The organism is Clostridium sp. 1001271st1 H5 (genome assembly GCF_005845215.1).
In the GTDB taxonomy this organism is placed as follows: domain Bacteria; phylum Bacillota; class Clostridia; order Lachnospirales; family Lachnospiraceae; genus Enterocloster.
This window is the reverse complement of sequence record NZ_SPHO01000008.1, coordinates 223,284-247,745: the sequence shown is the minus strand read 5'-3', so window position 1 is coordinate 247,745 and position 24,462 is coordinate 223,284. Positions and strand designations below refer to the sequence as shown.

Genomic DNA, 24,462 nt, shown 5'->3' with positions numbered 1-24,462 from the left:
GTTCTTTACCTGAGCTGCTCCAACACCTTCTGGTATATGCGGTCCGCCGCCTCTGTACCTTCCTTAATCATGCGCTCCGCCTTTTCATTCAGTTCCTCTGCCTTTTCCCTGTTTTTCATAGACTTGGTATTGATGTACACATTCATCACAGCTCCCAGCAATGCGGTGCGGATGAACTGGACTCCCACACCCACGTCGCTGACAGCCATCCTGCTTCCCTTATCAGCAAGGATATCCATGATGTCCAGCATCTCCACCGCCCTCTCCATGATTTCCATGGGTACGAAGCTGGCATCCAGCAAACGGGTTTCCATAACCTCTGCCTTGTATGCCTTTTCCTCCTCTGTGCCTGAGGGAAGGCTGTAGCACCTGGCCAGAGGGGCAAATACCTCTGCATCCCGGTCTGCCAGGACCGTAAACTGTCCCTGGATTTTCACCATCCGTTCTGTCAGTTCCTTAATCTCATCCTCCACCTCTGCGTACTTTTTCTTGCCCATGGTCAGGTTGGCCACCATCTGTCCCAGGGCATTGCCCAGGGCGCCGGCCAGGGCGGAAGCGCCTCCGCCGCCCGGCACCGGCTCCTTTGAAGACAATACATCCAGAAACCCCTGAATCGTCATATTCTCTACCATTATAATATCCTCCTGTTTTTATATATAGTTTTTATATATAGTTTCTATTATACACCTTTTTTACACGATTTTAACTCCCATCAGCCTGGCCAGCTCCGCGGCCTGCAGCAGGCTCACCTTCAGGCCTGCCAGCTCCGTATACCGGTCCGAAACCATGATGCCGTCAATGACACATTCCGATAAATCCAGTCCTTTTAACGGCGTGCGGAAAAAATCTGTTCCCGTCAGGTCCGTGGATGAAAAAACCGTTTTTTTCAGTTTTACCTCAGACAGAAAGGATTCCCGGAAATTACAGCCTCTTATTTCTCCGAATTCCCAGAAGGCATTGGAGAAATTCCCATAGTGGAACTGGCTGTCCAGAAGCTTCACCCACTTAAATGTGGAATTGCAGAACTGGCTCCCATCCCCCTTTGAGTCTGTCACCGTTACATTTTTCCAATAAGAATCCCGGAAGGAGCAGTTGGAGAAATCACATTTGTCAAATATCACATTGCAGAAGGATGCGCCGTTTAGATTACATTCCTCCAGCCTGCACCTGACGAACTTCACCGTATCAAACTCCACCTTTTTCCCTGAAACCCTTACAACTTCCTGGTCTTCATAGACCTTATCCATAACCGGATATTCCTGTTCGGCTGCTTCCGCCATATCTTCTGACAGCATATGCCCTCCATGGTGATTTTATTTTGCCCATTCCCTGCACTGGTTTAACCTTGGCTCCGGGTCAAAGCCCATATCCGTTCCCATGGCCGCCTCCATCTCACAGGGGAAATCCGGACATTTCCCGCAGTGGTCCAGCCCCCTGGCCTCACAGCAGGATTTCACCCCGCACTCACCGCCCCAGAAGGGTTTTTCCATGGTCACGCAGCCCGTGCAGCGGACTGCTTCCTTTCTTTCACACTGATTACAGCGGACCCCGCATCTTGACTCAAACATATCCTTCCTCCTTTGTCACAACCTTTTAAATATGCTCTTTTCCACACATCTGCTCCACATCCAGGCGCAGCACCGCGGTTCTCTCCAGCATGGCTTCCGGGTACTCCCAGCTGTCCTTTCCCGACATGTGGCCCATGATGCAGTTCAGGCCCTTTTTCTTTTCATCCGCCCCTTCCACCACCCGTATGCTCCCTTCCCCCACCACGCTTCTGTACCGGAAGGAATATCCGCAGGCCTGTTCCGCCTCCGTCAGGCCATGGGCCGTGTCCATCTCAAACCCTGCATACCCATTCCGCCTGACCAGGTCTATCTTCTTTCCCTCTGCCGCCCCGTGAAAATAGAGCGCGTTTTCCTCCTCATCGTAACCAAAGCTGAGAGGAACAATATAGGCGCCTTTTCCATCGGAAAAAGCCAGCCTGCAGCAGTCGCACTCCCCTATGATTTCCCTTACACCGTATGTATCCCTGATTTCCCTGTCCTTTCTTCTCATCTGGTCCTCCTTACCCCTGTCCTTATTGGTTTTTTATCCGCGTCCGTCTGCGTCTATCTGTTTTTTATCCATCTTTTATCCGTACTTTTATCCCTATTCTATTCCGGCAGCAGCTGTTTCAGTCAATACAGCCGGTTCAATATATGCCCTGCTTCCGCCGGTCTTGTCCTTAACCACAATAATCTGCCGTTCAATCCGTTCCTTCAGCTCCCCCACGTGGGAGATAATACCTACCAGACGCCTTCCCTCCGCCAGGTCCCCCAGGGACTTCATGGCCAGGTTCAGGGTGTCCTCATCCAGGGATCCGAATCCCTCGTCCACAAAAAGGGTATCCAGGCGGATTCCCCCTGCTGCTGACTGTATCTCATCCGACAGGCCCAGTGCCAGGGACAGGGACGCCTGGAAGGATTCCCCGCCCGACAGCGTTTTGACGCTGCGCTCCGTTCCATTGTAGTGGTCGATGACATTTAACCCCAGCCCGTTCTTTCCCCGGTTGTCCTCCTCCGTACACCGCTTCAGCTCGTACTGTCCTCCGCTCATAACCATAAACCGGGTGTTTGCCCTGGCAATGATACGTTCAAAATATGCCATCTGCGCGTAGGTCTCCAGGGTGATTTTCTCCTTGCCCCCCACTTCTCCTGCCGCTGTATCAGAAAGCGCCTTGACCCATGTCCACTCCTTTTGTATTTCTTCCATGGACGCCTTCTGTTCTGCAATGCGTTCCCTGGCCATCCGGTTGGTTTCCAGCCTGTGGTGGAGCCTGCTCATTTCCTGTTCCAGGCACGTCAGCCTTTCCCTTGCCTCTGACTGGCGCTGCCGGTTTTCCTGCATCCGGGCTTCCAGTCGGTCCATGGCTGTCCGGAAATCCAAGCCGTCCGCCTTTTCCGCCTCCGCTGTCTGTCCCCGCAGCGCCTCCATCCGGGCCTGTGCGTCCGACACCCTGCGGCTTACACGGTTGAAGGATTCCTCCGCCTCCTTAAACGCCCGTTCCAGTGCGGACAGAAGAGCCTTCTTCTCCGCCAGCTCTGCCTGGGCAGCCTTCCTGTCCTCATAGGGCAGGGCGGATTCCGTCTCCTTAAGGCGGCTTACCAGCTCCCTCTCCTTTGCCTGGTTCTCCGCCAGCATTCTCTGGACCTGGTGTTTCCTTTCCGAGGCAGCTTCCAGGGACTGGCGGCCTGAAGCCCTTCTGCCCTCAATGGCCTCCTTATATTCCTTTTTCTTCTTCAGCTCCTGAATTTTATCCTTCTGGGCAGCAGCCTGGCGCTCCAGCTGGTCCTTCAGCCGCCCCATCATCTGTTCCCACTGCTCCAGAAAAACCCTTCGCCCCCGGCGGACATCCCCTGTCTCCAGGGCCAATGCCTCTGCCCGGGTTTCCGCCTGGCGAATCCTCTGCTGCCAATCCTCCTTCCAGGCAGCTACCTCAGTATCAATCTGCTGCTTCATCCTTTCATAGCGGGCATCCAGACTTCCTGCCAGCCTGCCAGCCTCCAGGCTGAGCCCGGCAGCTGCCTGGTCCTTTTCCACTGCAATGGCCTTAAGCCGGTCTACCTTGTCCTTGGACGCCTCTGTTCCGTCCTCCAGATACCGGGCAGGCGACGGGTGGGAGACGGAGCCGCATACAGGACAGGGCTCGCCCTGTATGAGCCGTGAAGCCAGGATTCCCGCCTGATTATCCAGGAACCTTTGATACATGTCCCGGTAGGCATCATCCGCCTTCCGGCGCTCCTCATCCGCTGCCCTGTAACGCTCCCTGGCTGCCTCAAGCTTTTCTCTCTCCTGCCCGTATTCCTCCAGTTCTCCTGCCAGCAGCCCAATGCGCGCACCGTATTCCTGCAGCCTCTCTCCTGCTGTCAGGGCTGCCTGATACGCTTCTCCTGCCTGGCGAAGGGTTTCCAGGGTCTTCTCGTCGCTGTCAATCCGCTCCTTCCACTGCCTTTCCTCCAGGGCTGCCTGTTCCAGCCTGCTGACAAGCTTCCCTGATTCCATCCTGCATGCCTTCAGGCTCTCCTGCAATGCATCATAACGGTCATAGGCTTTCAGATTTTCTTCCATCCTGGTAACAGAGCCAATAAGCCCGTCCCTGTCAGCCTGGCGTTCTTTCTCCAGCTCATACCGGACCTTTGCCTGTTCCAGAACCGGAGTATTTTCCCTGAGGATATCCGCGGCCGCAGCCATATCCCGGCAGACCGCCGCATCACCCTTAAGCTTTCCCAGGTCCATTCCCAGGGCAGCCATCTCATCCCGGACAAGGGCCAGTCCCTTGTCTTCCTCCTGCTGCCGCGCTTCATCTGCCGCAATCAGCTGGTCCAGCACCTCCAAAAGGGCTTCCAGGCTCCCCTGGGGCACCTCATTCCACCGAAGCTTAAGTTCCTCATCCTGTCCATCCGCAATCACTCCCCCGGCATACTGTTCCATGCTCTTCCTGCTGTCCGCGTACCGGCCATACAGGCTCCTGGCCCGGTCCTTTAACTTTTCCTGGAACAGCTGATAGGGCCTGGTCTTAAATATTTCCCGGAAAATGACGCCCCTGTCCTCGGTCCGTCCTGACAGAAGCCTGGAAAAACTGCCCTGGGCCAGCATGGCAATCTGGGAAAACTGCTCCCGGTTAAGGCCCAGCAGCCCTTCCACCTCCACAGTTACCGCCTTATCACCTGTAACCATCCGGCCGTCCGGCATATAAAGCTGTGCGTCAGGCTTCTCCCTTGTCTCCCCTTCGCCCCTTTGCTTTGCCCTCATGTATTCCGGGTTGCGCCTCACCCTGTATTCCTTTTCATTGTAGAAAAAAGCCATCTCCACATAGGTCCTGGCATCCGGCCTGGCATATTTGCTCCGCAGCATCCTGGGCTTGCGGCTGTCCCCGCTGGCATTGCCGTAAAGGGCAAATGCAATGGCGTCAAACAGGGTAGTCTTTCCAGCGCCCGTGTCCCCTGTAATAAGATAAAGGCCCCGGTCCCCCAGTGAAGCCATGTCCAGGGTGACTTCACCTGCATATGGTCCAAATGCGGATATTATCAACTCTGTCGGCCTCATTTGCTCCCCTCCCATATCTCTTCCATCAGTTTCCCGGCAAAGTCAGCCTGCTGCTCTGTCATGGGCTGGTTGTTTTGAAGCCGGTACAGCTCCTCCAGCAGCACAAGGGGCGGCTTGTCCGCTTTGGCAGCAGCCTCCACCACCTGCCCCTGCCTGGTACGCTTATTATCGTAATCCAGCTTCATCACATTGGGATAAATGGAGCGCAGCTTTCCTATGGCATCCAGTATATCCTCCTCGTCCGTAAGGGTTATGCGCAGGTAATCGTCCACAGCCGTGCCCTGATAAAAATCACGGCTGGTCAGTTCCTCATAGCTTCCCTTCAGCTCCCGCATATCATGGAGGGGCTTAAGAGGCCGGGTGTCCACCGTCACATTCCCCTTCTCCAGCAGCTCCACCACGGTCACGGACTTCCTGTGGTTCACCTCTGAAAATGAATATTTGAGGGGTGTCCCGCAATAGCGCAGGGTATCTCTTCCCACCTTCTGCGGCCCATGGATGTGTCCCATGGCAACATAATCAAAATAATCGAACAAATCAGCGCTCACCTGGTCCAGGCCGCCGATGGACAGCTCCTCTGAGTCGCAGCAGGACGCACCAGTGACAAACTGGTGGGCAATCAGGATATTGCGGTCATTTTCCCCTTCCCTGTTCTCTGTCATATGACCCACCGCGCAGCGGACCCCCTGGTCAAAGGTTTCAATCTCTTCCTCCGGGTAGCATTTCCTTACAGCGGCAGGCTTTACAAAGGGCAGCATATACACCCACAGGCTTCCGTATTGGTCCTCCATGCGGACCGGCTCCACATGGCCGTCATACACAGGCGCCATATAGACTTTCCTGTCCTTCATGAGCTGCCCTCCGAAGGCCAGACGCTCCGGGCTGTCATGGTTGCCGCTGATGACGAACACAGGCAGGCTCCGGTCCGCCAATCCGGTCAGGAAAGCATCAAAGACCTGCACGGCCTCAGCCGGAGGCACCGGTTTATCATATACATCCCCGGCTATGAGCACTCCGTCAGGCTTTTCCTCCTCTGCAATGGCAAGTATCCGGTCCAATATATATTTCTGGTCCTCCAGCATGGAAAAGCCATTGACCCGTTTTCCGATGTGAAGGTCTGATAAATGAATGAACTTCATATTTCTTCCTCTTTCAGGTGCATCTTTGTAACTGTTCAGCAGGTCTGCGCACTTGCTGCGCTGACCGTACGAAAATCCAGGCTTGCAGGCAAAAATCCCATGGGCGAACAGATACGCATCTTTTACCATAATACCAGAGCCAGACATCCTTTACAAGACCATCCGGCCGGCAGATACCTTTTAAGCGGATTCCCCAATAGGGATTCACTGAGAAATATCAGACTGGACTGCCGCCTTTAAAATGTGGTAAACTAGTAACTGCGTTACATGTATCAGGAGGTAAACATATGAATCCAATGAATCTTCTTCAATTAAAACCAGCCTGGAACCAATTCAAGGCCAATCACCCCAAGATGCTTTCATTTGTAAAAGCCGCATCCAGGGATGGGGTCATGGATGAAGGAACCCTGATTGAAATCACCGTCACTTCCAGCGCTGGCCAGACCATTGCTTCCAACATCCGGGTCAAACAATCCGACCTGGAATTCCTGGGAGCGCTTAAGGATGCCCTGGAAGATTAGATGCAAAGGGCGCCGCCCTGCCTTGCGGCAGGAGGACGCCCTGTTAATTCATCTCATATTTTGTTCTGTTTCACTTTGCTTCATTCTGCTTGGCTTCATTTTGCCATGCTTCATTCTGCCTTGTGTCATTTTAATTCAGATTAATGCCGGTAATGGCTGCCTGTCCGTCCACATTGTTGAAAATAATGCTGTTTTCCCCGCCCATGATGACTCCGGCGCCAAACTGTTCCAGCGTGTCCGTATCCGTGTCCGCGATTTCCTTTAACAGGCTCTCTGTAAAAATCCTGTCTGCATCCATCTTCATAAAGGCTGCCTCGTCAGCAATCTCCTCGCCCTGTCCTTCTCCAAGGGAGACATAGACCGGATAAGCGCACAGACCTGCCAATGCTTCCATATCCTTATCCGCCACCGCCTTCTGCACCTTCTCCGCAAACGGCTTAATCTCGCTTTGCTCCAGTTCCGCCCCTGCATGGGACACATCCTCGGCCTCCTCCAGCAGCGCGGCCTCCTGGGAGCCGGAATCAGCTGCAAGGGAATCCTTGGGGGCTTCAGCGTCTGAGGCAGCGCCTGCATCCTCTGTCCCCGGTTCCTCCGTCTCCCCGGCCGTATCCGCGCCGGTGACAACCTCCGCCGCTGCAGTGGTCTTGGTGTCCTTGCCGCCGCAGGCTGTGATGGCTGCCGCCGCCATGATGGCTGTTCCTAAAACTGCTAATCTTCTTTTCATAATTGCATCTCCTCATCTATTTGATTTTTCGGTATGGTTTTCTTTATGTATAAGCTGGATTTCCAGGGTCCGGTATGTGCATGCATCCCCGGGAAACAAGCATTTCCCCACCGCGTCCGGTGATACACTCTAACATAAAGAGCCTGGCTCCTTTTGTCAAGGCAGCCAGGCCAACATTAATGGTTCCGTAATGAAACTTAAAAAACTGTTTCTATCCTTTTCCTAAAATTTCATAATTTACCATGCAACTTTTTGGATTTCTTTCAGTTTAACCCAATCTTCCGCTGATTATATGTTTCCCGGAATGTCTCAGCTTCTCAGGGTTGCCCGCAGCCGGTCCGGTTTCAGCAGAAGGTCCAGACCGTCCTGAATGGAGTTCACCAGCACAGATGCATGGCCCAACAGGGCGGCGCACATCCCCTCCTGTTCCAGCACCGCTATGGACAGCTGGGCCGCGTCAAACATCTGTATATCGTTGAAGCCATTTCCAAGGCAGGCCACGCCGCCCTCCAGTCCTTTTACGATTTCTTCCTTGCAGCCGGCAGCCCCCTCCCTTGGAAAGGTTCTTACCGTCACGCCCAGCGGTTCACACTGGCGCGTCACCGTGCCGTAGGTATCGGCGGTGAGAACATACACGCATACCTGCTCCTTGAGCCGGTTGATACGTTCTCCCACTCCCTCCAGCAGCATGCCGTCCGCTGCCACTGTCCCGTTATAATCCAGAACCACATGGTCAATTCTCAAGGGCTCCCGCCCAGGTATCTCTATTACAATCACAGTCTGACTCCTCCCTGTATCCCATATCCATCTATCCGTAAATTCCCGCCAGAAATGCCCTTGTCTCCTCTTCCTTCGGACACCCGAACAAATCTTCCGATTTCCCCCACTCCACCAGACGGCCTCCGAAGAGGAAGGCTGCATAATCTGATATCCTGCGGGCCTGGGCAATGTTATGGGTGACAATGACAATGGTGTACTGTTTCTTAAGCTCTGTCAGCATTTCCTCAATCACGGCAGAAGACTTAACATCCAGGGCAGAACATGGTTCGTCCAGCAGCAGCACTTCCGGGTCCACGGTCAGGGCTCTGGCAATACAAAGCCTTTGCTGCTGTCCTCCTGAGAGCTTAAGGGCATTCCTGCCCAAATCGTCCCTGACCTCATCATAAAGTCCGGCCATCTCAAGTTTTTCCTTCACCAGGGCCTCCAGGGACGCCTTATCCCGGATGCCGTAATATCTGGGCGCATACGCCATGTTCTTATAGATGGAAAACGGAAAAGGGGCCGGTGTCTGGAATACCAGACCCACCCTGCGGCGCAGCATATCCTTCTGCATGGATTTTATCTCCTGGCCGTCCAGTAAAATTCTTCCCGATACAGACACGCCCTTTTCCTCCGCCAGCAATCCGTTCATACACCGCAAAAGAGTGGTTTTCCCGCACCCCGACGGGCCGATGATGGCTGTAATCTGGTTGGACGGTATGTCTAAGGACAAATCAGAGAGCACCTCCCTGCCGTCATAGGATGCGCTGACATTGTGAAGCGTCATGATATGTTCCATTTTTTCTGGCTCCTCCTTGCGTAAATGGTTGCCAACAGGTTGCTGATTAAAATCAGAGCCATCATGACAAAGGCTGTCCCGTAAGCTGCATCCATGGAAGTGGCTCCCTGGGCCACCAGCAGGTAGAGATGCATGGGCAGGGCCATGGCCGGGGCAGTAAGCCGGGCCGGCAGGCTGGAATAGGCCACTGCTCCCGTGAAAATAAGGGGGGCAGTGGCTCCCATGGCATAGCACCCTCCCAGTATTACGCCTGACACGATTTCCCCTTTGCAGGCCGGCAGCACAATCTTCCATATGGTATAAAACCGGGAACAGCCCAGGGCATAGGAGGACTGTACCAGCTGTTTTGGCAGCTCCCGGAATGTTTTCTCCGCCCTGACCTCTATAAAGGGAAGAATCATCACGGCAAGAGCCACGCCCGAGGACAGGATGCAGCGCCCCCAGGCCAGGTCCCGCACCAGGAAGCTGTAAGCAAACAGGCCCAGGACAATGGAAGGGATTCCTGAAATGCACTGGATAACCATGCGGATGAATCCCGCCGTCCTGCGTCCCCTGCAGTAAAATACCATGAAAAGCGCTGTGGCAACAGCCGGAATGCTTCCCAGGACAATGGCGGCCGCCGTAAAACACAGGCTTCCCACAATGGCTGGCCAGATACCGCCTTCCTCTCCCAGGACAGCTCCCCTGGGGGACTGGGACAGAAATTCCCAGCTGATGGTGCCTGCTCCCCGGTAAAAAACATATCCGAACAGGAACAATATGACGCCTGCCACTAAAATCATACTGGAATACGCCCAGAATTTTGTAATTGATGCCCGCAGATGCATGGCTCTCCCTCCTTTAAACCTGCTCCAGCTTGCTGCGCAGCAGGGTAATGCCGGAATTAATGAGGAACAATAAGAGCATCAATACCAGCCCGGCCGCGTACAGCGCATGGTAATGGGTGCTTCCCGCCACAGCTGTTCCCATCTCCAGCGCAATCACTGCCGCAATGCTCTCGCTCTTGCCAAGAAGGGAGGGAAACAGGTTTGCATTTCCAATGACCATCATCACTGCCATGGTCTCCCCCATGGCCCGGCCAATGGCCAGTATCATGGACAGCAGTATGTTCTTCCATGACCCGGGCAGAACAATGGTAGCCACCATATGCCACCTGGAGATGCCCAGGGCATCTGCGGCGGGCTGATACCGTTCCCTCACCTTTAACATAGTCTCACTGCAGGAGGATATCAGAAACGGAAGCAGCATAACGGCCAGAAGGATTCCGGCTGCAAGGACACAGGACCCGGTGTGGACTCCCGCCTTGATGAAGAACTTAACCAGAAGGGTCAGGCCCATAAAACCGTATATCACCGATGGGATACCGGCTAAAAGGTCTACAAAGGGATAGAGAATCCCGCGCATCCGTTCCGTTGCAACGCAGGAAAGATAAATGGCGGCTCCCAGTCCCACCGTCACTGCCAGGACCATTGCCACCAGGGATACATAAAGCGTAGCCGCTATGAAATTAAAAATGCCGAAGGACGGCTCCCCTGTATAGGCGATGGGCATCCATCTCTGGCCTAACAGGAAATCAGGCACTGCCACTTCATCAAATGTGGGCAGTGCCTCCTTGACAATAAAGTATATGACAAAGGCCAGGACCATCACGGTCAGGGCGGTCAGGGCCTTTATCAGAACTGAGAATACTGCATTCAGCTGTTTGTTCATTATTTTAACTCCATTTCAAGGGAGTATTTCCCTGACGTTTTCCCTGATGCCGGTTAAGCCTCAGGGGTGAATGCAGGTATGTATCCGTTGGCTTCCACCACGTCATATCCTGTCTGTGAGAAGATGTAGTCAATGAATGCCTGCTCAGACGGGGTAACCTCTGCTCCGGTAACAAACATAACCGGTCTCTGGATGGTGTATGCGCCGCTTATGATATTCTCGGCCGTTGCCTCCACTCCGTCCACCTTCATGGCAGTCAGTACCTGTCCCTCTGCATTGGCCTTATTGTAAGCTCCGAATCCTGCATATCCGATTCCCCATTTGTCACCGGCAATATTGGTAGCCAGCTCTGTCATGGATGCGGACTGGGTTGCGGATGCAGTCACCTCACTGTCGCCCATAACGCTCTTCTGGAACACCTCATAAGCGCCGCCGGATAAATCGCGGATATAGACATTGATTGTTTCTGCAGGCAGCGAGGAATCCACCTGGTCCCAGGCAGCAATCTCACCTGCAAAAATCTGGCGGATGGTATCAGCGGGCATATCGTCCATGATGGCGCAGATTGGGTTCTCCGTATTGACAGACACGGTAAGGGCATCCTTTGCCACCACGAATTCCTGGTAATGCTGTCCCAATGCTTCAATCTCAGAATCCTTGATATCCCTGGCCAGCATACCGAAATCAGCTGTGCCGTCAATGGCAGCGCTCACACCTACGCCGGAACCGCCCGGTGCAACGTAAACAGAGATATTGGAATCCGGGAAGGATGAATCCACTGCATCCCAGGTCACATACTTCTCAGTAAAGGACGATGCCAGGGATGACAGAATCGGATACAGGGAAGTGGAGCCGCAGAACAGAATGGATGACTGGAACTGCGGGGAGGCTGCCTCGGTTACTTCTGCCGTTTCAGCCCCGGTTGTCTCTTCCCCTTTGTCCGCGGACGTTGTTTCAGATGCAGCTTCGGTGGCAGCTTGGGTTGTTTCAGTTGTGGATGAATTTGAGCCGCAGGCAGTCAGTAGACTGAGCGCCATGGCTGCGGATGTAACTACTGCTAAAAACTTTTTCATTTTATTCCTCCCATTGTCATATATTCCATAAATGGACATTTTTTGCAAATCAAGAATAGCACATATGACAAAAGGGCTCAAATTCAATTTTTCTATATGTTTTATGTACTCATTGCTTTTTTCTATAATATTGCCGCTGCAGGCAAGCAGACGGTTCAATCCTATTCTGATAATCCTACAGCAAAGCCCTTACCACTGCCTCTGCGGACCGTTCCTCCACCTGTATGGTAAGGCTGGGTTCATTGATATGCTCCAGATAATGGGCATCCGAATTGCTGATAATCCGGCACTGCTCCAGATACGGATTATCCCGCTTCAGCTGATGGAGCTTCTTCAGGTCCTTGACCTCCGCTGTCTTAAAACAGCTGTCCGGAGGTATAAAGCCCAGGTTTGCAATCAGGCTGTTGGCTGACTTATCCACATGGGCCGGAAACATGACGCCGTCATAGGAGCGGACCAGGTTCCACAGGCTGTCAAAGGATATTTCCGTTGCATTAATCAGCAGGCTGGGCTCTGTGCCGCACACCTGGTCCTGGGTATTGTAAATCTGCTGTTTTCCGAATATTTCTTCCCTGTTCGGAAATTTAATCAGCTTATCATAGACATAGGCGTCAAAATCAAGTGCCTTCTCCAGGGTAGGGAAAAGGCACACTGCATGGACTTCCTCGGACGTATTAATTTCCATGCCAGGCACTGCCAGCACGCCGTACTCCGCAGCAGCGGCCATAAAGGCCGGACAGTTGCGGCATGTATTATGGTCTGTAAGGGCCGCCACATCCAATCCTTTTAATGCCGCCATGCCTGCAATATTGGCAGGCGTCATGTCATCATCCCCGCAGGGCGACAGGCAGGAATGGATGTGCAGGTCATAAGCCAGGTTCATCATGACAGCATACCATGAATCTCAAGGGCCGCCTCAAAGATGGGCATATCCGTGGACAGCACTGTTATCTCCTGGTCAATGGCCTTTTTCCTGGCAGCGTCGTCCAGAACCGCACCTTCTGCCAGAATGACACAGGCCGTATCGGTCAGGGCCGCCACTGCCAGGGTGTTCATGTTGGCCATAACCGTCACCCATGCACATCCTGCCGGGGCGCGGCCCATGGCAATGCTCAGCAGGTCGCAGCAAAACGGGACCGTAATCTGCCGGTCCAGGCTGTCCCCCAGGTTCACCACGCCGAATATCTGTTTGTCAATCAATTCCTGAACTGTCATAAAAACCTCCTTTGCTCCCAGAGCATTTTCCCATTTAGGGTAATTTCCCATAAAGCACAATCATTTCCGAAACTCCGGATGACGGCGCTTTCACTCTTCATCCTCGTCCTTCTTATCAAGCACGGACATCTCGTCCGAGATTCTCTGTATGTATTCCTTCAGGATGCGCAGTGTCTCCTGGCCTCCCCTGTCGCCGTTATGCAAATCGTCCGCCAGCACAGCCACCTCCTCAGACAGCTTGTGGAGGTTTTCCCTGAGGTAGTAAACGCAGTCCGTCTCATTGGCATCCCCCCTGACAATATCCTCTGCCAGGGCCTTGCAGGTAGGAGCACCGCAGGAACCGCAGTCCAGTCCGGGAAACTTCTTCATGAGGCGCTCCACCTGGTTCAGCCTGGAAAAGCTCTCCATCATATTGTTGCCAAGGCGGAAAACCGGTTCGTACTGGACGCCGGTGGTCCATTTGATTACATTTTCCTCGCTCTCATGCATATGGCTCCTGGCCACAGGCATGTATTTGCGGAGGCGTTTCAGCTTGACCTCTGCAACATATGGATTCTCCACTGTCAGGACGCCGCCCACGCATCCGCCGTTGCAGGCGTTCAGCTCCACAAACCGCAGATTGGTGAATTTCTGGTCCTCCATGTCCTCCAGCACGCGAATCACATTTTCAATGCCGTCCGCCGCCAGGTAATTCTCCGTAAATAGACCGCTGGCCTCTCCGCCGCTGTGTCCCCAGCTGATTCCAATCTTACCCGATGTGCCGATGACAGGATAATCCTCGCCCACAACGGTTTTCATACAGGCCAGCAGCTTGGGATATACATCCTTGATGGCCAGCACCTGGTCGATTTCGCTCTTTTCAGTTCCCAGGGGTGACTTTACATAGGTCACCTTGGAGGGGCAGGGGGAAATGAACATAATGCCAATCTGCTCCCTTGGCAGTCCCGTATCCTCCATAGCCTTTCTGACAGCCAGAACAGCCGCCACCTCCACCGGAGGATTGATGGGAAGGAGATGGGGAATCAGATTGGGAAAACGCACCCGAATCAGACGCACCACAGAAGGACATGCCGTGCTGATTAAGGGCAGCTGCCCCTCATGCTCCGATATATACTGCCTGGTAGCCTCGCTGACCAGCTCGGCGGCAGCGCTGACCTCAAACACATCGTCAAAGCCCATGCGCAGCAATGCGTTGAGCACAATGTTTACATCATCCAGGTTGTTGAACTGGCTGTACAGGGACGGGGCCGGAAGGGCCACCGTGTATTTATATTTCTTCATCACATCCAGCTTATCATAGGTCGCAAGCTTTGCATGATGGGGACAAACCCGGATACACTCCCCGCAGTCAATGCAGAATTTGTTATTGATACTGGCCTTGCCGCCCCGTACCCGGATGGCCTCCGTGGGACACCGCTTGATACAGTTGATGCAGCCCTTGCACAGTGATTCGTCCAGCCTTACGGAATGATAAAATTTATCCATTTTACCACCTCATTCTCTTATTCTTGCGAAGCATACTACAGGTTCACTACCATGGTAATGGTGGTCCCCTCTCCGATTCTGGTGTCAATATCCATGGAATCAGAATACTTCTTCATATTCGGCAGGCCCATACCTGCCCCGAAACCCAGGGAACGGATTTCATCCGGCGCAGTGGAATAGCCTGCCTGCATGGCCAGCTTTACATCCGGTATGCCGGGACCCACGTCAGCCAGTATCATCCTGATTTTTTCCGTTGTAATCTCCACAGTAATGACGCCCCCTTTGGCGTGGATTACCATGTTGATTTCTCCTTCGTACATGGCTATGGCCACCTTGCGGATGGCATCGGGACTTACACCCATCTGTTTCAATTTTCGTTTCACATCGCTGCTGGCTTCACCTGCCCTTGTGAAGTCGTCTGCCGATATGTCATATGTTAATACAATTGCTTCCTCCATAATTGGTTCCCTTCATTATTATATGTATTCTCTCCCAGTGCCTTCCGGGACATCCTGCGGCATTCCCGGATGCCGGGAGCATCAGACAGCCCCGCCGTGCAGCCCTGCCTGGTACAGCATACCGCAGGCAGAAAACATGCGGTGGCCCGTGGCCATGACTACAAGCCCCCTGTCCCTGGCCATTTCCAACATGGATTCATCGGGTTTCTTTCCCCTTACAAAAATGATACAGACAATGTCCAGCATCTCCGCTGTCCGGATAACCTGCGGATTGCACAGACCTGTCAGAAGTACAGAGTGGTCTTTGGAAAATGCCAGTACATCGCTCATCATATCCGAACCGCAGGCCGACTTTACCTCCCGATTCAGGAATTCTTCCCCTGCCAGAACCCTGGCCCCTAATACATCTTTTACATCCCTAACCGTCATACCCTTGTCTCTCCTTGCTATCATTACTTGTCAATTGTACATATTTCCGTACATTATAGCATACCATCCATTTTGTCTGTTTTCAATATAATTCCGTTTTTTTACATGTTTTTTATCGTTAGAATTTTCACATTAATGGTAGATTTTTTTTTCTATACGTGATAAAATATTGATACATTGCACAATGTACAACTAGTGAGGAGGTAATAAAAAGATGGCTTGCAAAAAACAAACTGTTCCCTTTATGGGGACGCCTGAGCAGGAAGCAGCGCTGAAATCAGTGATTGCCGAGCTGGGTGACCAGCCAGGCGCACTGATGCCGGTTATGCAGAAGGCCCAGGAAATTTATGGTTATCTTCCTATCGAAGTGCAGACCATGATATCTGACGAAATGGGTATTCCGCTGGAAAAAGTCTACGGAGTATCCACATTTTACGCCCAGTTCGCATTACAGCCAAAGGGTAAGTATAAGATATCTGTCTGTCTCGGTACCGCATGTTACGTTAAAGGCTCCGGTGAAATCTTCAGGAAACTGGAAGAATTGCTGGGCATCACCAATGGTGAGTGCACAGCAGATGGCAAATTCTCCCTGGACTCCTGCCGATGCGTTGGCGCCTGCGGACTTGCGCCCGTCATGATGATTAACGGCGAGGTATACGGAAGGCTTACTGTTGATGACATACCAGGCATTTTAGCCAAGTACAACTAAGCCTATGATGACAGAGATTTCCCTGAATGTATTAGATGTATCGGAGAATTCCACGCGGGCAGGCGCCTCGCTGGTGACCATCCTGGTAACCGCTGATACAAGCGCTGACAAGCTGACCATTGTCATAGCCGACAACGGATGCGGGATGACGCCGGAACAGGCAGCCCATGTGACGGACCCTTTCTTTACCACCAGAACCACCCGAAAGGTAGGGCTTGGGATTCCATTTTTCAAATATGCCGCGGAAAGCACTGGCGGCAGCTTCCATATTGAATCGGAACCAGGTAAGGGAACCACCGTGACAGCAGTCTTTGGACTGTCCCATATTGACAGGATGCCTTTGGGCGACATGAACGCCACCATACACAATTTAATCGTATATCATCCTGACACGGATTTTCTTTATACCTATACATACAACGATGCATCATTCACCCTGGACACCCGGGAGATGAGGGAGATTCTTGGCGGAATCCCGCTTAATACCCCTGAAGTGTCTGCTTACATAATGGAATATCTGAAAGAGAATCAACAGGAAACTGACGGAGGTGCCCTGATTTAAAGGGGTATCGACGAACATGACATGTATCGCACATAAGTGACCAAAGTACGGTCACTAAGTGCTCATAACGAGCCACTCCACTAGGTTCGTGAAACACCTCACCAAGTGGAGATGACATGTATCGCACATAAGTGACCAAAGTACGGTCACTAAGTGCTCATAACGAGGAGGATAATCGCATATGAAAACTCTTGCTGAATTACAGGCAATCAGAGAAAAGATGCAGAGCCAGGTAAACATGCGTGCCGAAGACCATGACCATATCCGTGTGGTTGTAGGTATGGCTACCTGCGGTATCGCTGCCGGCGCCAGGCCGGTTCTGAATACGCTTGCAGACGAAGTCCAGAAAAGAGGACTTACCAATAAAATTTCCGTTACCCAGACAGGCTGTATCGGCTTATGCCAGTACGAACCCATTGTGGAAGTCATGGAGCCTGGAAAGGATAAGATTACTTATGTGAAAATGAATGCCGACAAAGCCCTGGAAGTGGTTGAGCGCCACTTGGTTGGCGGCCATCCTGTGGAGAAATACACCATGGGCGCTGCAGGTCTTAAATAAAGGAGGAAAGTACGATGTATCGTTCACACGTATTAGTCTGCGGTGGTACCGGATGTACTTCTTCCGGAAGCCCGAAGATTATGGAAGCTTTAAAATATGAAATCAAACATCAGGGACTGGAGGAGGAAGTGGCTGTTGTAGAGACAGGCTGCCACGGACTCTGCGCCTTAGGTCCTATCATGATTGTATACCCGGATGCCACCTTCTACTCCATGGTGCAGGTAAACGACATTCCTGAGATTGTTTCCGAGCACCTGTTAAAGGGCCGTGTGGTGACACGTCTTCTGTACCAGGAGACCGTAAGCCCTACCGGCGGCATCAAGGCGCTGATTGACACTGACTTTTATAAAAAACAGCACCGCATCGCCCTGCGCAACTGCGGTGTCATCAATCCTGAAAACATTGAGGAATACATAGGTACAGGCGGATACCAGGCACTGGGCAAGGTGCTCACGGAGATGACTCCGGATGATGTCATCCAGACATTGCTGGATGCCGGACTCAGGGGCCGCGGCGGCGCCGGTTTCCCAACCGGTCTTAAGTGGAAGCTCTGTAAGCAGAATGACGCCGACCAGAAATATGTATGCTGTAATGCGGACGAGGGCGACCCCGGCGCATTCATGGACCGTTCCGTGCTGGAAGGCGACCCCCATGCTCTTCTGGAGGCCATGGCCATTGCCGGTTATGCAATCGGCTCCAACCAGGGTTTTATTTATGTCCGTGCTGAGTATCCCATTGCTGTGGAACGCCTGAAAATCGCAATCCAGCAGGCCCGTGAGATGGAACTCTTAGGCAAGAACATTTTCGGAACCGGATTTGACTTTGACATCGACCTGCGTCTGGGCGCCGGCGCATTTGTCTGCGGCGAGGAAACTGCTCTTATGACCTCCATCGAGGGCAAGCGCGGCGAGCCAAGACCCAGACCTCCGTTCCCTGCACAGAAGGGTCTGTTCGGCAAGCCAAGTATCTTAAATAACGTTGAGACTTATGCAAACATTCCTCAGATTATTCTGAATGGTCCTGAGTGGTTTGCTTCCATGGGTACTGAGAAATCCAAAGGAACCAAGGTATTTGCACTGGGCGGCAAGATTAACAACACCGGCCTTGTGGAGGTTCCCATGGGCACTACCCTGCGCACTGTCATTGAAGAAATCGGCGGCGGCATTCCAAACGGCAAGAAGTTTAAGGCGGCACAGACCGGCGGACCTTCCGGCGGATGTATCCCTGCCGAGCACTTTGATATCCCCATTGACTACGACAACCTGATTTCCATTGGTTCCATGATGGGTTCCGGCGGTCTGATTGTAATGGACGAAGATGACTGTATGGTGGACATCGCCAAATTCTTCCTGGAATTTACTGTGGAGGAATCCTGCGGCAAATGTACTGCATGCCGTATCGGCACCAAACGTATGGTGGAAATCCTGACCAAGATTACAAAAGGCCAGGCTGTAATGGAAGACCTGGATAAGCTGGAGGAGCTCTGTCACTATGTAAAGGCCAACTCACTGTGCGGCCTGGGCCAGACAGCTCCCAACCCAGTACTCTCCACCCTTCATTTCTTCCGCGACGAGTACGAAGCACACATCAAGGAAAAGCGCTGTCCAGCGGGCGTATGCAAGGCGCTTCTCTCCTTTAACATTGACCGTGACAAGTGCCGCGGATGTACGCTGTGTGCCCGCAACTGTCCTGCCGGAGCAATCGTGGGCTCTGTAAAGAATCCCCATGTCATTGACCAGAACAAGTGTATCAAGTGCGGCGCTTGTATGGAAAAATGTAAATTCGGCGCTATCTACAAGAAATAATGAGGGAGGGAATATACGATGGAGACAATTAATCTTAAAATCAACGGCATTGCAGTCACCGCTCCCAAGGGTTCCACAATCCTGGAGGCAGCCAGACTGGCACATATCGAGATTCCTACTCTGTGTTTCTTAAAGGAAATCAATGAAATCGGTGCCTGCCGTATCTGTATAGTAGAATTAAAGAATGGAAAACTGGTAACTTCCTGTGTCTATCCTGCTGAGGAAGGCATGGAAGTATTTACCAATACACCTAAAGTACTGGATTCCAGGAAGAAGACATTACAGCTCCTGTTATCCAACCACAACCGTTCCTGTCTGTCCTGTGTCCGCAGCGGACACTGCGAGCTTCAGGAGCTGGCCCATGAGCTGGGCGTTGACGACGAGGGTTACTATGACGGAGAGATTACCCCGTCTGAGATTGACACCTCTGCCGCCCATATGATTCGGGACAACAGCAAATGTATCCTGTGCCGCCGCTGTGTGGCTGTCTGCGAAAACATACAGGGCATCGGCGTTATCGGCGCCAACAACCGCGGATTTGCCACTTCCATCGGCTCTGCCTTTGAGATGGGCCTGGGAGAGACCTCCTGCGTATCCTGCGGTCAGTGTATCGCCGTATGTCCAACCGGCGCCTTGACTGAGAAGGATTACACCGCAGATGTATTTGCAGCCATAGCAGACCCCAAAAAGCATGTGATTGTCCAGACTGCCCCTGCTGTACGCGCAGGACTTGGCGAGGAATTCGGACTGCCTATCGGCACGGATGTGGAAGGCAAGATGGCTGCAGCCCTGCGCCGTCTGGGCTTTGACAAGGTATTTGATACCAATTTCTCCGCAGACCTTACCATCATGGAGGAAGCGCATGAGTTTATTGACCGTGTACAAAACGGAGGCGTACTGCCGCTCATCACTTCCTGTTCACCTGGATGGGTAAAATACTGCGAGCACTATTTCCCGGACATGACAGAGAACCTGTCTTCCTGTAAATCTCCTCAGCAGATGTTTGGCGCCATTGCCAAGTCCTACTATGCCGAGAAGGCAGGAATTGACCCGAAGGACATTGTAAGCGTAAGCGTAATGCCATGTACTGCCAAGAAGTTTGAGATTGGCCGCGAGGACGAGGATGCCAACGGAATGCCGGATGTGGACATATCCATCACCACCAGGGAGCTGGCCCGCATGATTAAGAAGGCCGGCATCAGGTTCTTAGACCTGCCGGATGAGGAGTTTGACGCACCTCTGGGCCTTGGAACCGGCGCAGCCGTTATCTTCGGCGCAACAGGCGGAGTTATGGAAGCCGCCCTCAGAACTGCCGTGGAAACCCTGACAGGCGAAGAGCTGCCCAAGCCGGACTTCACAGAAGTCCGCGGCACAAAGGGAATCAAGGAAGCCACCTACAATGTAGCCGGCATGGAAGTAAAGATTGCAGTAGCTTCAGGCCTGGGCAATGCCAGAGAACTGCTGAATAAGGTTAAATCCGGTGAAGCCAGCTATCACTTCATCGAAATCATGGGATGCCCCGGCGGCTGTGTAAACGGCGGCGGACAGCCCCAGCAGCCAGGACATGTGCGCAACACAACGGACATCCGCAGTCTGAGGGCAAAGGTGCTCTACGATATCGATTTAGGCAACCCAATCCGTAAGTCCCATGAGAATCCTGCCATCAAGGAACTCTACGCCACTTACCTGGGCGAGCCAGGAAGTGAGAAAGCACATCACCTGCTCCACACCACTTATGTAAAGAGGAGCATTAACCAGCACTAATCACCACACCATAATCACGTATATTCCGTAAAGACAGATTTTCAATGGTTTTTGCAAGCAATGTACATATATGCAAAACAGCGGACCGCAGGCTTGCCCCTGCATCCGCTGTTTTGCTACATTCCAGGAGGATACCATGACTGCACGTCAGAAACGGATTTGGGATTTGCTGGCAGAACATGATTGCCTGACATCCCAGCAGATTGCCGCCCTTCTGCATATCAGCGATAGGACCGTAAGAAGCGATATCAAGGAAATCAACGGGTCCCAGGCGCAGGAGGTTATCTGCTCAAAAAAAGGACAGGGCTACTTCATAGACGCCGGACATCGGGAAAAGCGGGTCCGAACTTCAGAAAACGGACTTCCGGAAGACGACCTGGAATGGGTTATCATCCGGCAGGTTTTGTTCTGCCGGGAAACACCTTATCTGGAACTGGCGGATGAGCTGTTCATCAGCGATGCCCTGCTCACTAAAATGGTGGCCCAGCTGAACCGGAACATGACCAGACGCCACGGCCAGCCGGCCATCATCAAACAGAACGGAGTCCTCTCCCTGTCCGCCTCAGAGGAACAAAAACGTTCCTACTACACCCTCTATATCATGAACCGGAATGTTAACCATTATTTTGATATGGAACAATTCCAGCCTTTTTTTGACATTGTAGATTTAAAGGAGCTGAAGGAACTGATGTTCCGGGAACTGGACCTTCTCCGGCGGCACCTCTATGACACCACCATTGTACGCCTGCTCATCGGCACTGCTGTCATGGCCGAGCGGGCTGTATGCGGCTTTTTTATGCCAGAAATGTCACCTGACAATGAACCCGATGAAGATGCCTTAAGCACGGGCAGGCATTTTTTAGAAGAACTGGGTTCACGGCTTTTTATCACCTTCCCACCCTCGGAACACAGGTACTTCTCCAGACTCTTTCAAAATGATTTCTATCACGTAAACGAAAAACCGGACAGCCAGGCCCAAACTCTCCTGGAAAAGATACTGATTGAAATCAACGTGGAATATGGTTTTGATTTTACCATTGATAAGGAATTCTGTCATGAAATGACCGAGCAGCTCCACGGCGCCCTGGAACGGAGGCGGCACAGACAGTACGTCATCAATCCGGTGCTTGCTACTATTAAATCCAAATATCCGCTGGAATACGACATTGCCATTTTTTTCGCTGACCGGTTCAACAATCTCTCAGGCACATCCCTGAGCGAAGACGAAATCAGCCTTTTCGCCATACACTTCATACGGGCCATGGAGACAAATCTCGGAAAGACAGAGCAAAAGGTGGCGCTGGTTAATCCCTACGGAAAACAAATCAAAGAGCTTATAGTCAAGCGCCTGGAGGACATGGGCGAGTGCCGCTTTAAAATAGCCTATACCTGGTCCATCTTTGACTGTCCCCTGGAAATGCCCAAAGACATCCTGGCCGTCCTCACCACGGTCCCCCTCCCCTTCCAGCCCGGGGAGGTGCCGGTAATCCTGTGCCGGAACTTTCTGAACTATCATGAGAAGGAAAAGCTGCTCACTGTTGTCAGGGACAGCGAGGTCAACAGCATCAGGACCTATTTCAGGACCTTATTCAAACCCTCCCTGTTCTTTACCGACATGGAATTCGATTCCCGCCAGGATGCAGTGGCCTTTCTGTGCGAAAGGCTTTATGAGCAGGGATATGTGGGACCGGGGTTCCTGGAAAGCGTTATGCAGCGCGAATCCATTGCACCTACTGCCTTTGAACCCGGCTTTGCCTTTGCCCACGCCATGGAAAACAACGCAAGGCGGACAGCTGTCTGCGTCTGCGTGCTGAAAAACAAGCTCCCCTGGGGCGAGTACAATGTGAAAATCATCTTTCTCTTTGCCCTTGCCCCAACCTGGAACCACACCATTATTCCTGTCTATAATGTAATGATTGATAACCTGTTTAAAACCAATACCATTTACAAGCTGGCAAAGGTCAGGGATTGCCGGCAGTTTATGGATTTATTGATTTAGACTGACCTTTTATAACTGTATAAATGGCAGAAACAGCCTGACCGGGTATGTATCTTCCCCTGTCAGGCTGCCAGTTTCCCTGCAATGTATTTTTAACTGATTTATTCCGTTTCTTCTCCTGCCTCCATATAGCTCACATCCCCGCACGTTTCCAGCGTATACCCGCCATTCTCATAAGTCAGGACCGTTACGCTGCAGTTTGATATATGCTCCCCCTGATACTGCTCAGGCACCAGCAAATCCAGAATGGTTGCAATCTCATCGCCGCTGGATACCGCCAGTGCGTTTCCTCCGCCTGCCTCCTGGGTTGTCTTTACAATTGTATCCATGACCTCAATGGAACGTTTTGAGATATCCTCATAGTTCTCCGCCATATGCAGCGGGTCAATGGCAGCAATTGTATCCACCTTCTCCTTTTTTGACAGATTCAGATAGGTTGACTGGTTCTCATCATAGGAAACCCCGTTGGCTTCGTAAATCGGACGCCACAGCTCCGCATCCGGTTTGCCCTCAAAGCCGCCGTAAAACTCTTCCCTCAGCCCGATGACTTCCTGCAGCTCAGGGATGTCCCCTTGATTCTGGGCCAGAATACGCTTTGCCGTTGCACGCTGTCTGCCCAAATCGCTGGAAAACGCAGTGACAAACGGAATATCCTTCATCCCTCTTCCTGCCGCATCAGCCTGGGATTCCCCTTCCTCCGTGAGAGGCGAATCCACCCAGCCCTGCACCTGTCCTGTGGTGTTCAGAAAGGTCTTTCCGTGCCGGACCAGATAAATTGTGACGGCTTTCTGCTCTGCTGCCAGCGGCTCTGCCTGTTCCCCATCAGCCTGTTTCCGGCAGCCGGACAATGCCGCTATCCCCGTAATCAATACCATACATATACACCATTTTTTTATTCTCATCTGCTTCTCCATCTCTGTATCCCTTCCCTTTATCATGATTCCGGACAGCTCCCGGCTCCACCCGGGAACTTATCACCTTCCCGTTTCTAAGCTCTGCTTTTGTACAGCTCCACAATTTCCTTTGCCAGAGCCAATGTAATCTCCGCCCCCATCATAATATCCTCGCTGTGAATCATGATAAGACTGATTTTATCCAATTCCCCGTTGGCATCCATGGTTATCAGCCTGGTATGTACATGGTGCGCCTCTTTCATTTTCTCCCCGGCGGCAGCCAGATGTTCCCCGGCCTCGTCAAATCTGCTGTTTCTGGCAGCAGCCAGGGCAGCCATGGACTCGCTCCTGGCCTCGCCTGCATTGCTGATAATCTGCAGGCAAATCAGTTCCATATCCTCCATTACGCTTCCCCCAATTCTTTTTTTACCTGATTTAATACCTTCTCCCCATTCATTGTGCCGTATGACACAGGGTCGATGGATGTCACGGGGCATGACACCTGCTTTTTCACGGTCTCCATCTGGAACCGCACCTGGGGGCCCAGGAGAATCAGGTCTGCCTCTGCTCCCACTGCCTCCGCATCGGAAACAGGGGCAGCTGAAATCTCACATGCAAAGTCCTGGGCCTCTGCTGCTGCTTTCATTTTTTTTACAAGAATTCCGGTGGATAAACCGCCATTGCATAATAATACGATTCGTTTCATATATTTATATCCTCCTTTTTTGGATTGGTTTTTGTGGATTCCCCTTTGGAACCATTGTCCTGGAT

27 protein-coding genes are annotated in these 24,462 nt (G+C 52.3%); 7 read left to right on the top strand and 20 right to left on the bottom strand.

Annotated elements, in window-relative coordinates:
* Positions 1-5: 5 nt before the first annotated feature.
* The 6 genes from FGS84_RS14445 to FGS84_RS14420 all read right to left on the bottom strand — a co-directional run bounded on the left by FGS84_RS14445 (position 6) and on the right by FGS84_RS14420 (position 6,227).
* A complete protein-coding gene (locus tag FGS84_RS14445) occupies positions 6-632 on the bottom strand; it encodes a cyclodeaminase/cyclohydrolase family protein (protein WP_138309243.1) in 627 nt (208 codons plus the stop codon).
* A 60-nt stretch (positions 633-692) separates the two neighbouring features.
* Complete coding sequence (locus FGS84_RS14440) at positions 693-1,295, bottom strand: pentapeptide repeat-containing protein (protein ID WP_138309242.1); 603 nt, start codon at positions 1,293-1,295, stop codon at positions 693-695.
* Positions 1,296-1,313: 18 nt separating this feature from the next.
* Positions 1,314-1,568, bottom strand: coding sequence for a DUF3795 domain-containing protein (locus FGS84_RS14435; protein ID WP_138309241.1), 255 nt, complete (start codon positions 1,566-1,568; stop codon positions 1,314-1,316).
* A 25-nt stretch (positions 1,569-1,593) separates the two neighbouring features.
* Positions 1,594-2,058, bottom strand: a complete 465-nt coding sequence (locus tag FGS84_RS14430) for a pyridoxamine 5'-phosphate oxidase family protein (protein ID WP_138309240.1) — start codon at positions 2,056-2,058, stop codon at positions 1,594-1,596.
* A gap of 93 nt (positions 2,059-2,151) precedes the next feature.
* Complete coding sequence (locus FGS84_RS14425; protein ID WP_138309239.1) at positions 2,152-5,088, bottom strand: SMC family ATPase; 2,937 nt, start codon at positions 5,086-5,088, stop codon at positions 2,152-2,154.
* Complete coding sequence (locus FGS84_RS14420) at positions 5,085-6,227, bottom strand: exonuclease SbcCD subunit D C-terminal domain-containing protein (protein ID WP_138309238.1); 1,143 nt, start codon at positions 6,225-6,227, stop codon at positions 5,085-5,087. The genes FGS84_RS14425 and FGS84_RS14420 overlap by 4 nt, the downstream gene beginning before the upstream one ends.
* 287 nt (positions 6,228-6,514) lie before the next feature.
* Between FGS84_RS14420 and FGS84_RS14415 the strand changes: the two genes are divergently transcribed.
* On the top strand, positions 6,515-6,748 hold the full coding sequence (locus FGS84_RS14415; RefSeq protein ID WP_138309237.1) for a hypothetical protein: 234 nt from the start codon (positions 6,515-6,517) through the stop codon (positions 6,746-6,748).
* 130 nt (positions 6,749-6,878) lie between these two features.
* On the opposite strand, the gene FGS84_RS14410 is transcribed toward FGS84_RS14415, so the two are convergent.
* From FGS84_RS14410 to FGS84_RS14360, 11 genes are all read right to left on the bottom strand, one after another.
* Positions 6,879-7,472 carry a hypothetical protein gene (locus FGS84_RS14410; RefSeq protein WP_138309236.1) on the bottom strand — a complete coding sequence of 198 codons (594 nt, stop codon included), beginning with the start codon at positions 7,470-7,472 and terminating at the stop codon, positions 6,879-6,881.
* A gap of 309 nt (positions 7,473-7,781) precedes the next feature.
* Positions 7,782-8,249: an HAD family hydrolase gene (locus FGS84_RS14405; protein WP_138309235.1), complete on the bottom strand. Its 468-nt coding sequence runs from the start codon at positions 8,247-8,249 to the stop codon at positions 7,782-7,784.
* A gap of 31 nt (positions 8,250-8,280) precedes the next feature.
* Positions 8,281-9,030, bottom strand: coding sequence for a phosphate ABC transporter ATP-binding protein (locus FGS84_RS14400; protein ID WP_138309234.1), 750 nt, complete (start codon positions 9,028-9,030; stop codon positions 8,281-8,283).
* Complete coding sequence (pstA, locus tag FGS84_RS14395) at positions 9,015-9,857, bottom strand: phosphate ABC transporter permease PstA (RefSeq protein WP_138309233.1); 843 nt, start codon at positions 9,855-9,857, stop codon at positions 9,015-9,017. Before pstA ends, FGS84_RS14400 begins: the two co-directional genes overlap by 16 nt.
* Positions 9,858-9,870: 13 nt before the next feature.
* Positions 9,871-10,740, bottom strand: coding sequence for a phosphate ABC transporter permease subunit PstC (gene pstC, locus FGS84_RS14390; protein ID WP_138309232.1), 870 nt, complete (start codon positions 10,738-10,740; stop codon positions 9,871-9,873).
* A 53-nt stretch (positions 10,741-10,793) separates the two neighbouring features.
* On the bottom strand, positions 10,794-11,813 hold the full coding sequence (locus tag FGS84_RS14385) for a phosphate ABC transporter substrate-binding protein (RefSeq protein WP_138309231.1): 1,020 nt from the start codon (positions 11,811-11,813) through the stop codon (positions 10,794-10,796).
* Between the two features lie 175 nt (positions 11,814-11,988).
* Positions 11,989-12,699, bottom strand: coding sequence for a PHP domain-containing protein (locus FGS84_RS14380; protein WP_138309230.1), 711 nt, complete (start codon positions 12,697-12,699; stop codon positions 11,989-11,991).
* Positions 12,696-13,028, bottom strand: a complete 333-nt coding sequence (locus FGS84_RS14375; RefSeq protein WP_138309229.1) for a hypothetical protein — start codon at positions 13,026-13,028, stop codon at positions 12,696-12,698. Before FGS84_RS14375 ends, FGS84_RS14380 begins: the two co-directional genes overlap by 4 nt.
* Before the next feature lie 90 nt (positions 13,029-13,118).
* Positions 13,119-14,513 carry a [Fe-Fe] hydrogenase large subunit C-terminal domain-containing protein gene (locus FGS84_RS14370; RefSeq protein ID WP_138309228.1) on the bottom strand — a complete coding sequence of 465 codons (1,395 nt, stop codon included), beginning with the start codon at positions 14,511-14,513 and terminating at the stop codon, positions 13,119-13,121.
* Positions 14,514-14,548: 35 nt separating this feature from the next.
* Positions 14,549-14,971: an ATP-binding protein gene (locus FGS84_RS14365; RefSeq protein ID WP_138309227.1), complete on the bottom strand. Its 423-nt coding sequence runs from the start codon at positions 14,969-14,971 to the stop codon at positions 14,549-14,551.
* Positions 14,972-15,052: 81 nt separating this feature from the next.
* A complete protein-coding gene (locus FGS84_RS14360; protein WP_138309226.1) occupies positions 15,053-15,400 on the bottom strand; it encodes a DRTGG domain-containing protein in 348 nt (115 codons plus the stop codon).
* A 214-nt stretch (positions 15,401-15,614) separates the two neighbouring features.
* On the opposite strand from FGS84_RS14360, the gene FGS84_RS14355 reads away from it, so the two are divergent.
* From FGS84_RS14355 to FGS84_RS14330, 6 genes are all read left to right on the top strand, one after another.
* Entirely contained in the window at positions 15,615-16,109 is a 495-nt protein-coding gene (locus FGS84_RS14355; RefSeq protein WP_138309225.1) for an NAD(P)H-dependent oxidoreductase subunit E, read from the top strand.
* Between the two features lie 4 nt (positions 16,110-16,113).
* On the top strand, positions 16,114-16,671 hold the full coding sequence (locus FGS84_RS14350; RefSeq protein WP_002575933.1) for an ATP-binding protein: 558 nt from the start codon (positions 16,114-16,116) through the stop codon (positions 16,669-16,671).
* Between the two features lie 181 nt (positions 16,672-16,852).
* Entirely contained in the window at positions 16,853-17,230 is a 378-nt protein-coding gene (locus FGS84_RS14345) for a (2Fe-2S) ferredoxin domain-containing protein (RefSeq protein WP_002568573.1), read from the top strand.
* Between the two features lie 14 nt (positions 17,231-17,244).
* Positions 17,245-19,035: an NADH-quinone oxidoreductase subunit NuoF gene (nuoF, locus tag FGS84_RS14340; protein ID WP_138309224.1), complete on the top strand. Its 1,791-nt coding sequence runs from the start codon at positions 17,245-17,247 to the stop codon at positions 19,033-19,035.
* A gap of 18 nt (positions 19,036-19,053) precedes the next feature.
* Positions 19,054-20,799 carry an NADH-dependent [FeFe] hydrogenase, group A6 gene (locus FGS84_RS14335; RefSeq protein ID WP_138309223.1) on the top strand — a complete coding sequence of 582 codons (1,746 nt, stop codon included), beginning with the start codon at positions 19,054-19,056 and terminating at the stop codon, positions 20,797-20,799.
* Positions 20,800-20,935: 136 nt separating this feature from the next.
* The gene (locus FGS84_RS14330) at positions 20,936-22,798 is read left to right on the top strand and encodes a PTS sugar transporter subunit IIA (RefSeq protein WP_138309222.1); all 1,863 of its coding nucleotides are present in this window, start codon (positions 20,936-20,938) and stop codon (positions 22,796-22,798) included.
* Positions 22,799-22,899: 101 nt separating this feature from the next.
* On the opposite strand, the gene FGS84_RS14325 is transcribed toward FGS84_RS14330, so the two are convergent.
* The 3 genes from FGS84_RS14325 to FGS84_RS14315 form a co-directional block, all read right to left on the bottom strand.
* Positions 22,900-23,673 (bottom strand): histidine phosphatase family protein, encoded by a 774-nt coding sequence (locus FGS84_RS14325; RefSeq protein ID WP_243129981.1) that lies wholly within the window; start codon positions 23,671-23,673, stop codon positions 22,900-22,902.
* Positions 23,674-23,786: 113 nt separating this feature from the next.
* The gene (locus tag FGS84_RS14320) at positions 23,787-24,095 is read right to left on the bottom strand and encodes a PTS lactose/cellobiose transporter subunit IIA (protein WP_138309221.1); all 309 of its coding nucleotides are present in this window, start codon (positions 24,093-24,095) and stop codon (positions 23,787-23,789) included.
* Positions 24,095-24,397, bottom strand: coding sequence for a PTS sugar transporter subunit IIB (locus FGS84_RS14315; RefSeq protein ID WP_138309220.1), 303 nt, complete (start codon positions 24,395-24,397; stop codon positions 24,095-24,097). Before FGS84_RS14315 ends, FGS84_RS14320 begins: the two co-directional genes overlap by 1 nt.
* Between the last annotated feature and the right edge of the window lie 65 nt (positions 24,398-24,462).

What these genes read in the sequence shown, in the direction of transcription:
- FGS84_RS14315 (WP_138309220.1), bottom strand. Translation starts at nt 24,397, where the DNA reads ATGAAACGAATCGTATTATTATGCAATGGCGGTTTATCCACCGGAATT.
- FGS84_RS14325 (WP_243129981.1), bottom strand. Translation starts at nt 23,673, where the DNA reads ATGGTATTGATTACGGGGATAGCGGCATTGTCCGGCTGCCGGAAACAG.
- FGS84_RS14345 (WP_002568573.1), top strand. Translation starts at nt 16,853, where the DNA reads ATGAAAACTCTTGCTGAATTACAGGCAATCAGAGAAAAGATGCAGAGC.
- FGS84_RS14360 (WP_138309226.1), bottom strand. Translation starts at nt 15,400, where the DNA reads ATGACGGTTAGGGATGTAAAAGATGTATTAGGGGCCAGGGTTCTGGCA.
- FGS84_RS14445 (WP_138309243.1), bottom strand. Translation starts at nt 632, where the DNA reads ATGGTAGAGAATATGACGATTCAGGGGTTTCTGGATGTATTGTCTTCA.
- FGS84_RS14365 (WP_138309227.1), bottom strand. Translation starts at nt 14,971, where the DNA reads ATGGAGGAAGCAATTGTATTAACATATGACATATCGGCAGACGACTTC.
- FGS84_RS14375 (WP_138309229.1), bottom strand. Translation starts at nt 13,028, where the DNA reads ATGACAGTTCAGGAATTGATTGACAAACAGATATTCGGCGTGGTGAAC.
- FGS84_RS14435 (WP_138309241.1), bottom strand. Translation starts at nt 1,568, where the DNA reads ATGTTTGAGTCAAGATGCGGGGTCCGCTGTAATCAGTGTGAAAGAAAG.
- nuoF (WP_138309224.1), top strand. Translation starts at nt 17,245, where the DNA reads ATGTATCGTTCACACGTATTAGTCTGCGGTGGTACCGGATGTACTTCT.
- FGS84_RS14440 (WP_138309242.1), bottom strand. Translation starts at nt 1,295, where the DNA reads ATGCTGTCAGAAGATATGGCGGAAGCAGCCGAACAGGAATATCCGGTT.
- FGS84_RS14425 (WP_138309239.1), bottom strand. Translation starts at nt 5,088, where the DNA reads ATGAGGCCGACAGAGTTGATAATATCCGCATTTGGACCATATGCAGGT.
- FGS84_RS14355 (WP_138309225.1), top strand. Translation starts at nt 15,615, where the DNA reads ATGGCTTGCAAAAAACAAACTGTTCCCTTTATGGGGACGCCTGAGCAG.
- FGS84_RS14335 (WP_138309223.1), top strand. Translation starts at nt 19,054, where the DNA reads ATGGAGACAATTAATCTTAAAATCAACGGCATTGCAGTCACCGCTCCC.
- FGS84_RS14410 (WP_138309236.1), bottom strand. Translation starts at nt 7,472, where the DNA reads ATGAAAAGAAGATTAGCAGTTTTAGGAACAGCCATCATGGCGGCGGCA.
- pstA (WP_138309233.1), bottom strand. Translation starts at nt 9,857, where the DNA reads ATGCATCTGCGGGCATCAATTACAAAATTCTGGGCGTATTCCAGTATG.
- FGS84_RS14380 (WP_138309230.1), bottom strand. Translation starts at nt 12,699, where the DNA reads ATGATGAACCTGGCTTATGACCTGCACATCCATTCCTGCCTGTCGCCC.
- FGS84_RS14385 (WP_138309231.1), bottom strand. Translation starts at nt 11,813, where the DNA reads ATGAAAAAGTTTTTAGCAGTAGTTACATCCGCAGCCATGGCGCTCAGT.
- pstC (WP_138309232.1), bottom strand. Translation starts at nt 10,740, where the DNA reads ATGAACAAACAGCTGAATGCAGTATTCTCAGTTCTGATAAAGGCCCTG.
- FGS84_RS14320 (WP_138309221.1), bottom strand. Translation starts at nt 24,095, where the DNA reads ATGGAGGATATGGAACTGATTTGCCTGCAGATTATCAGCAATGCAGGC.
- FGS84_RS14415 (WP_138309237.1), top strand. Translation starts at nt 6,515, where the DNA reads ATGAATCCAATGAATCTTCTTCAATTAAAACCAGCCTGGAACCAATTC.
- FGS84_RS14430 (WP_138309240.1), bottom strand. Translation starts at nt 2,058, where the DNA reads ATGAGAAGAAAGGACAGGGAAATCAGGGATACATACGGTGTAAGGGAA.
- FGS84_RS14400 (WP_138309234.1), bottom strand. Translation starts at nt 9,030, where the DNA reads ATGGAACATATCATGACGCTTCACAATGTCAGCGCATCCTATGACGGC.
- FGS84_RS14330 (WP_138309222.1), top strand. Translation starts at nt 20,936, where the DNA reads ATGACTGCACGTCAGAAACGGATTTGGGATTTGCTGGCAGAACATGAT.
- FGS84_RS14370 (WP_138309228.1), bottom strand. Translation starts at nt 14,513, where the DNA reads ATGGATAAATTTTATCATTCCGTAAGGCTGGACGAATCACTGTGCAAG.
- FGS84_RS14420 (WP_138309238.1), bottom strand. Translation starts at nt 6,227, where the DNA reads ATGAAGTTCATTCATTTATCAGACCTTCACATCGGAAAACGGGTCAAT.
- FGS84_RS14350 (WP_002575933.1), top strand. Translation starts at nt 16,114, where the DNA reads ATGATGACAGAGATTTCCCTGAATGTATTAGATGTATCGGAGAATTCC.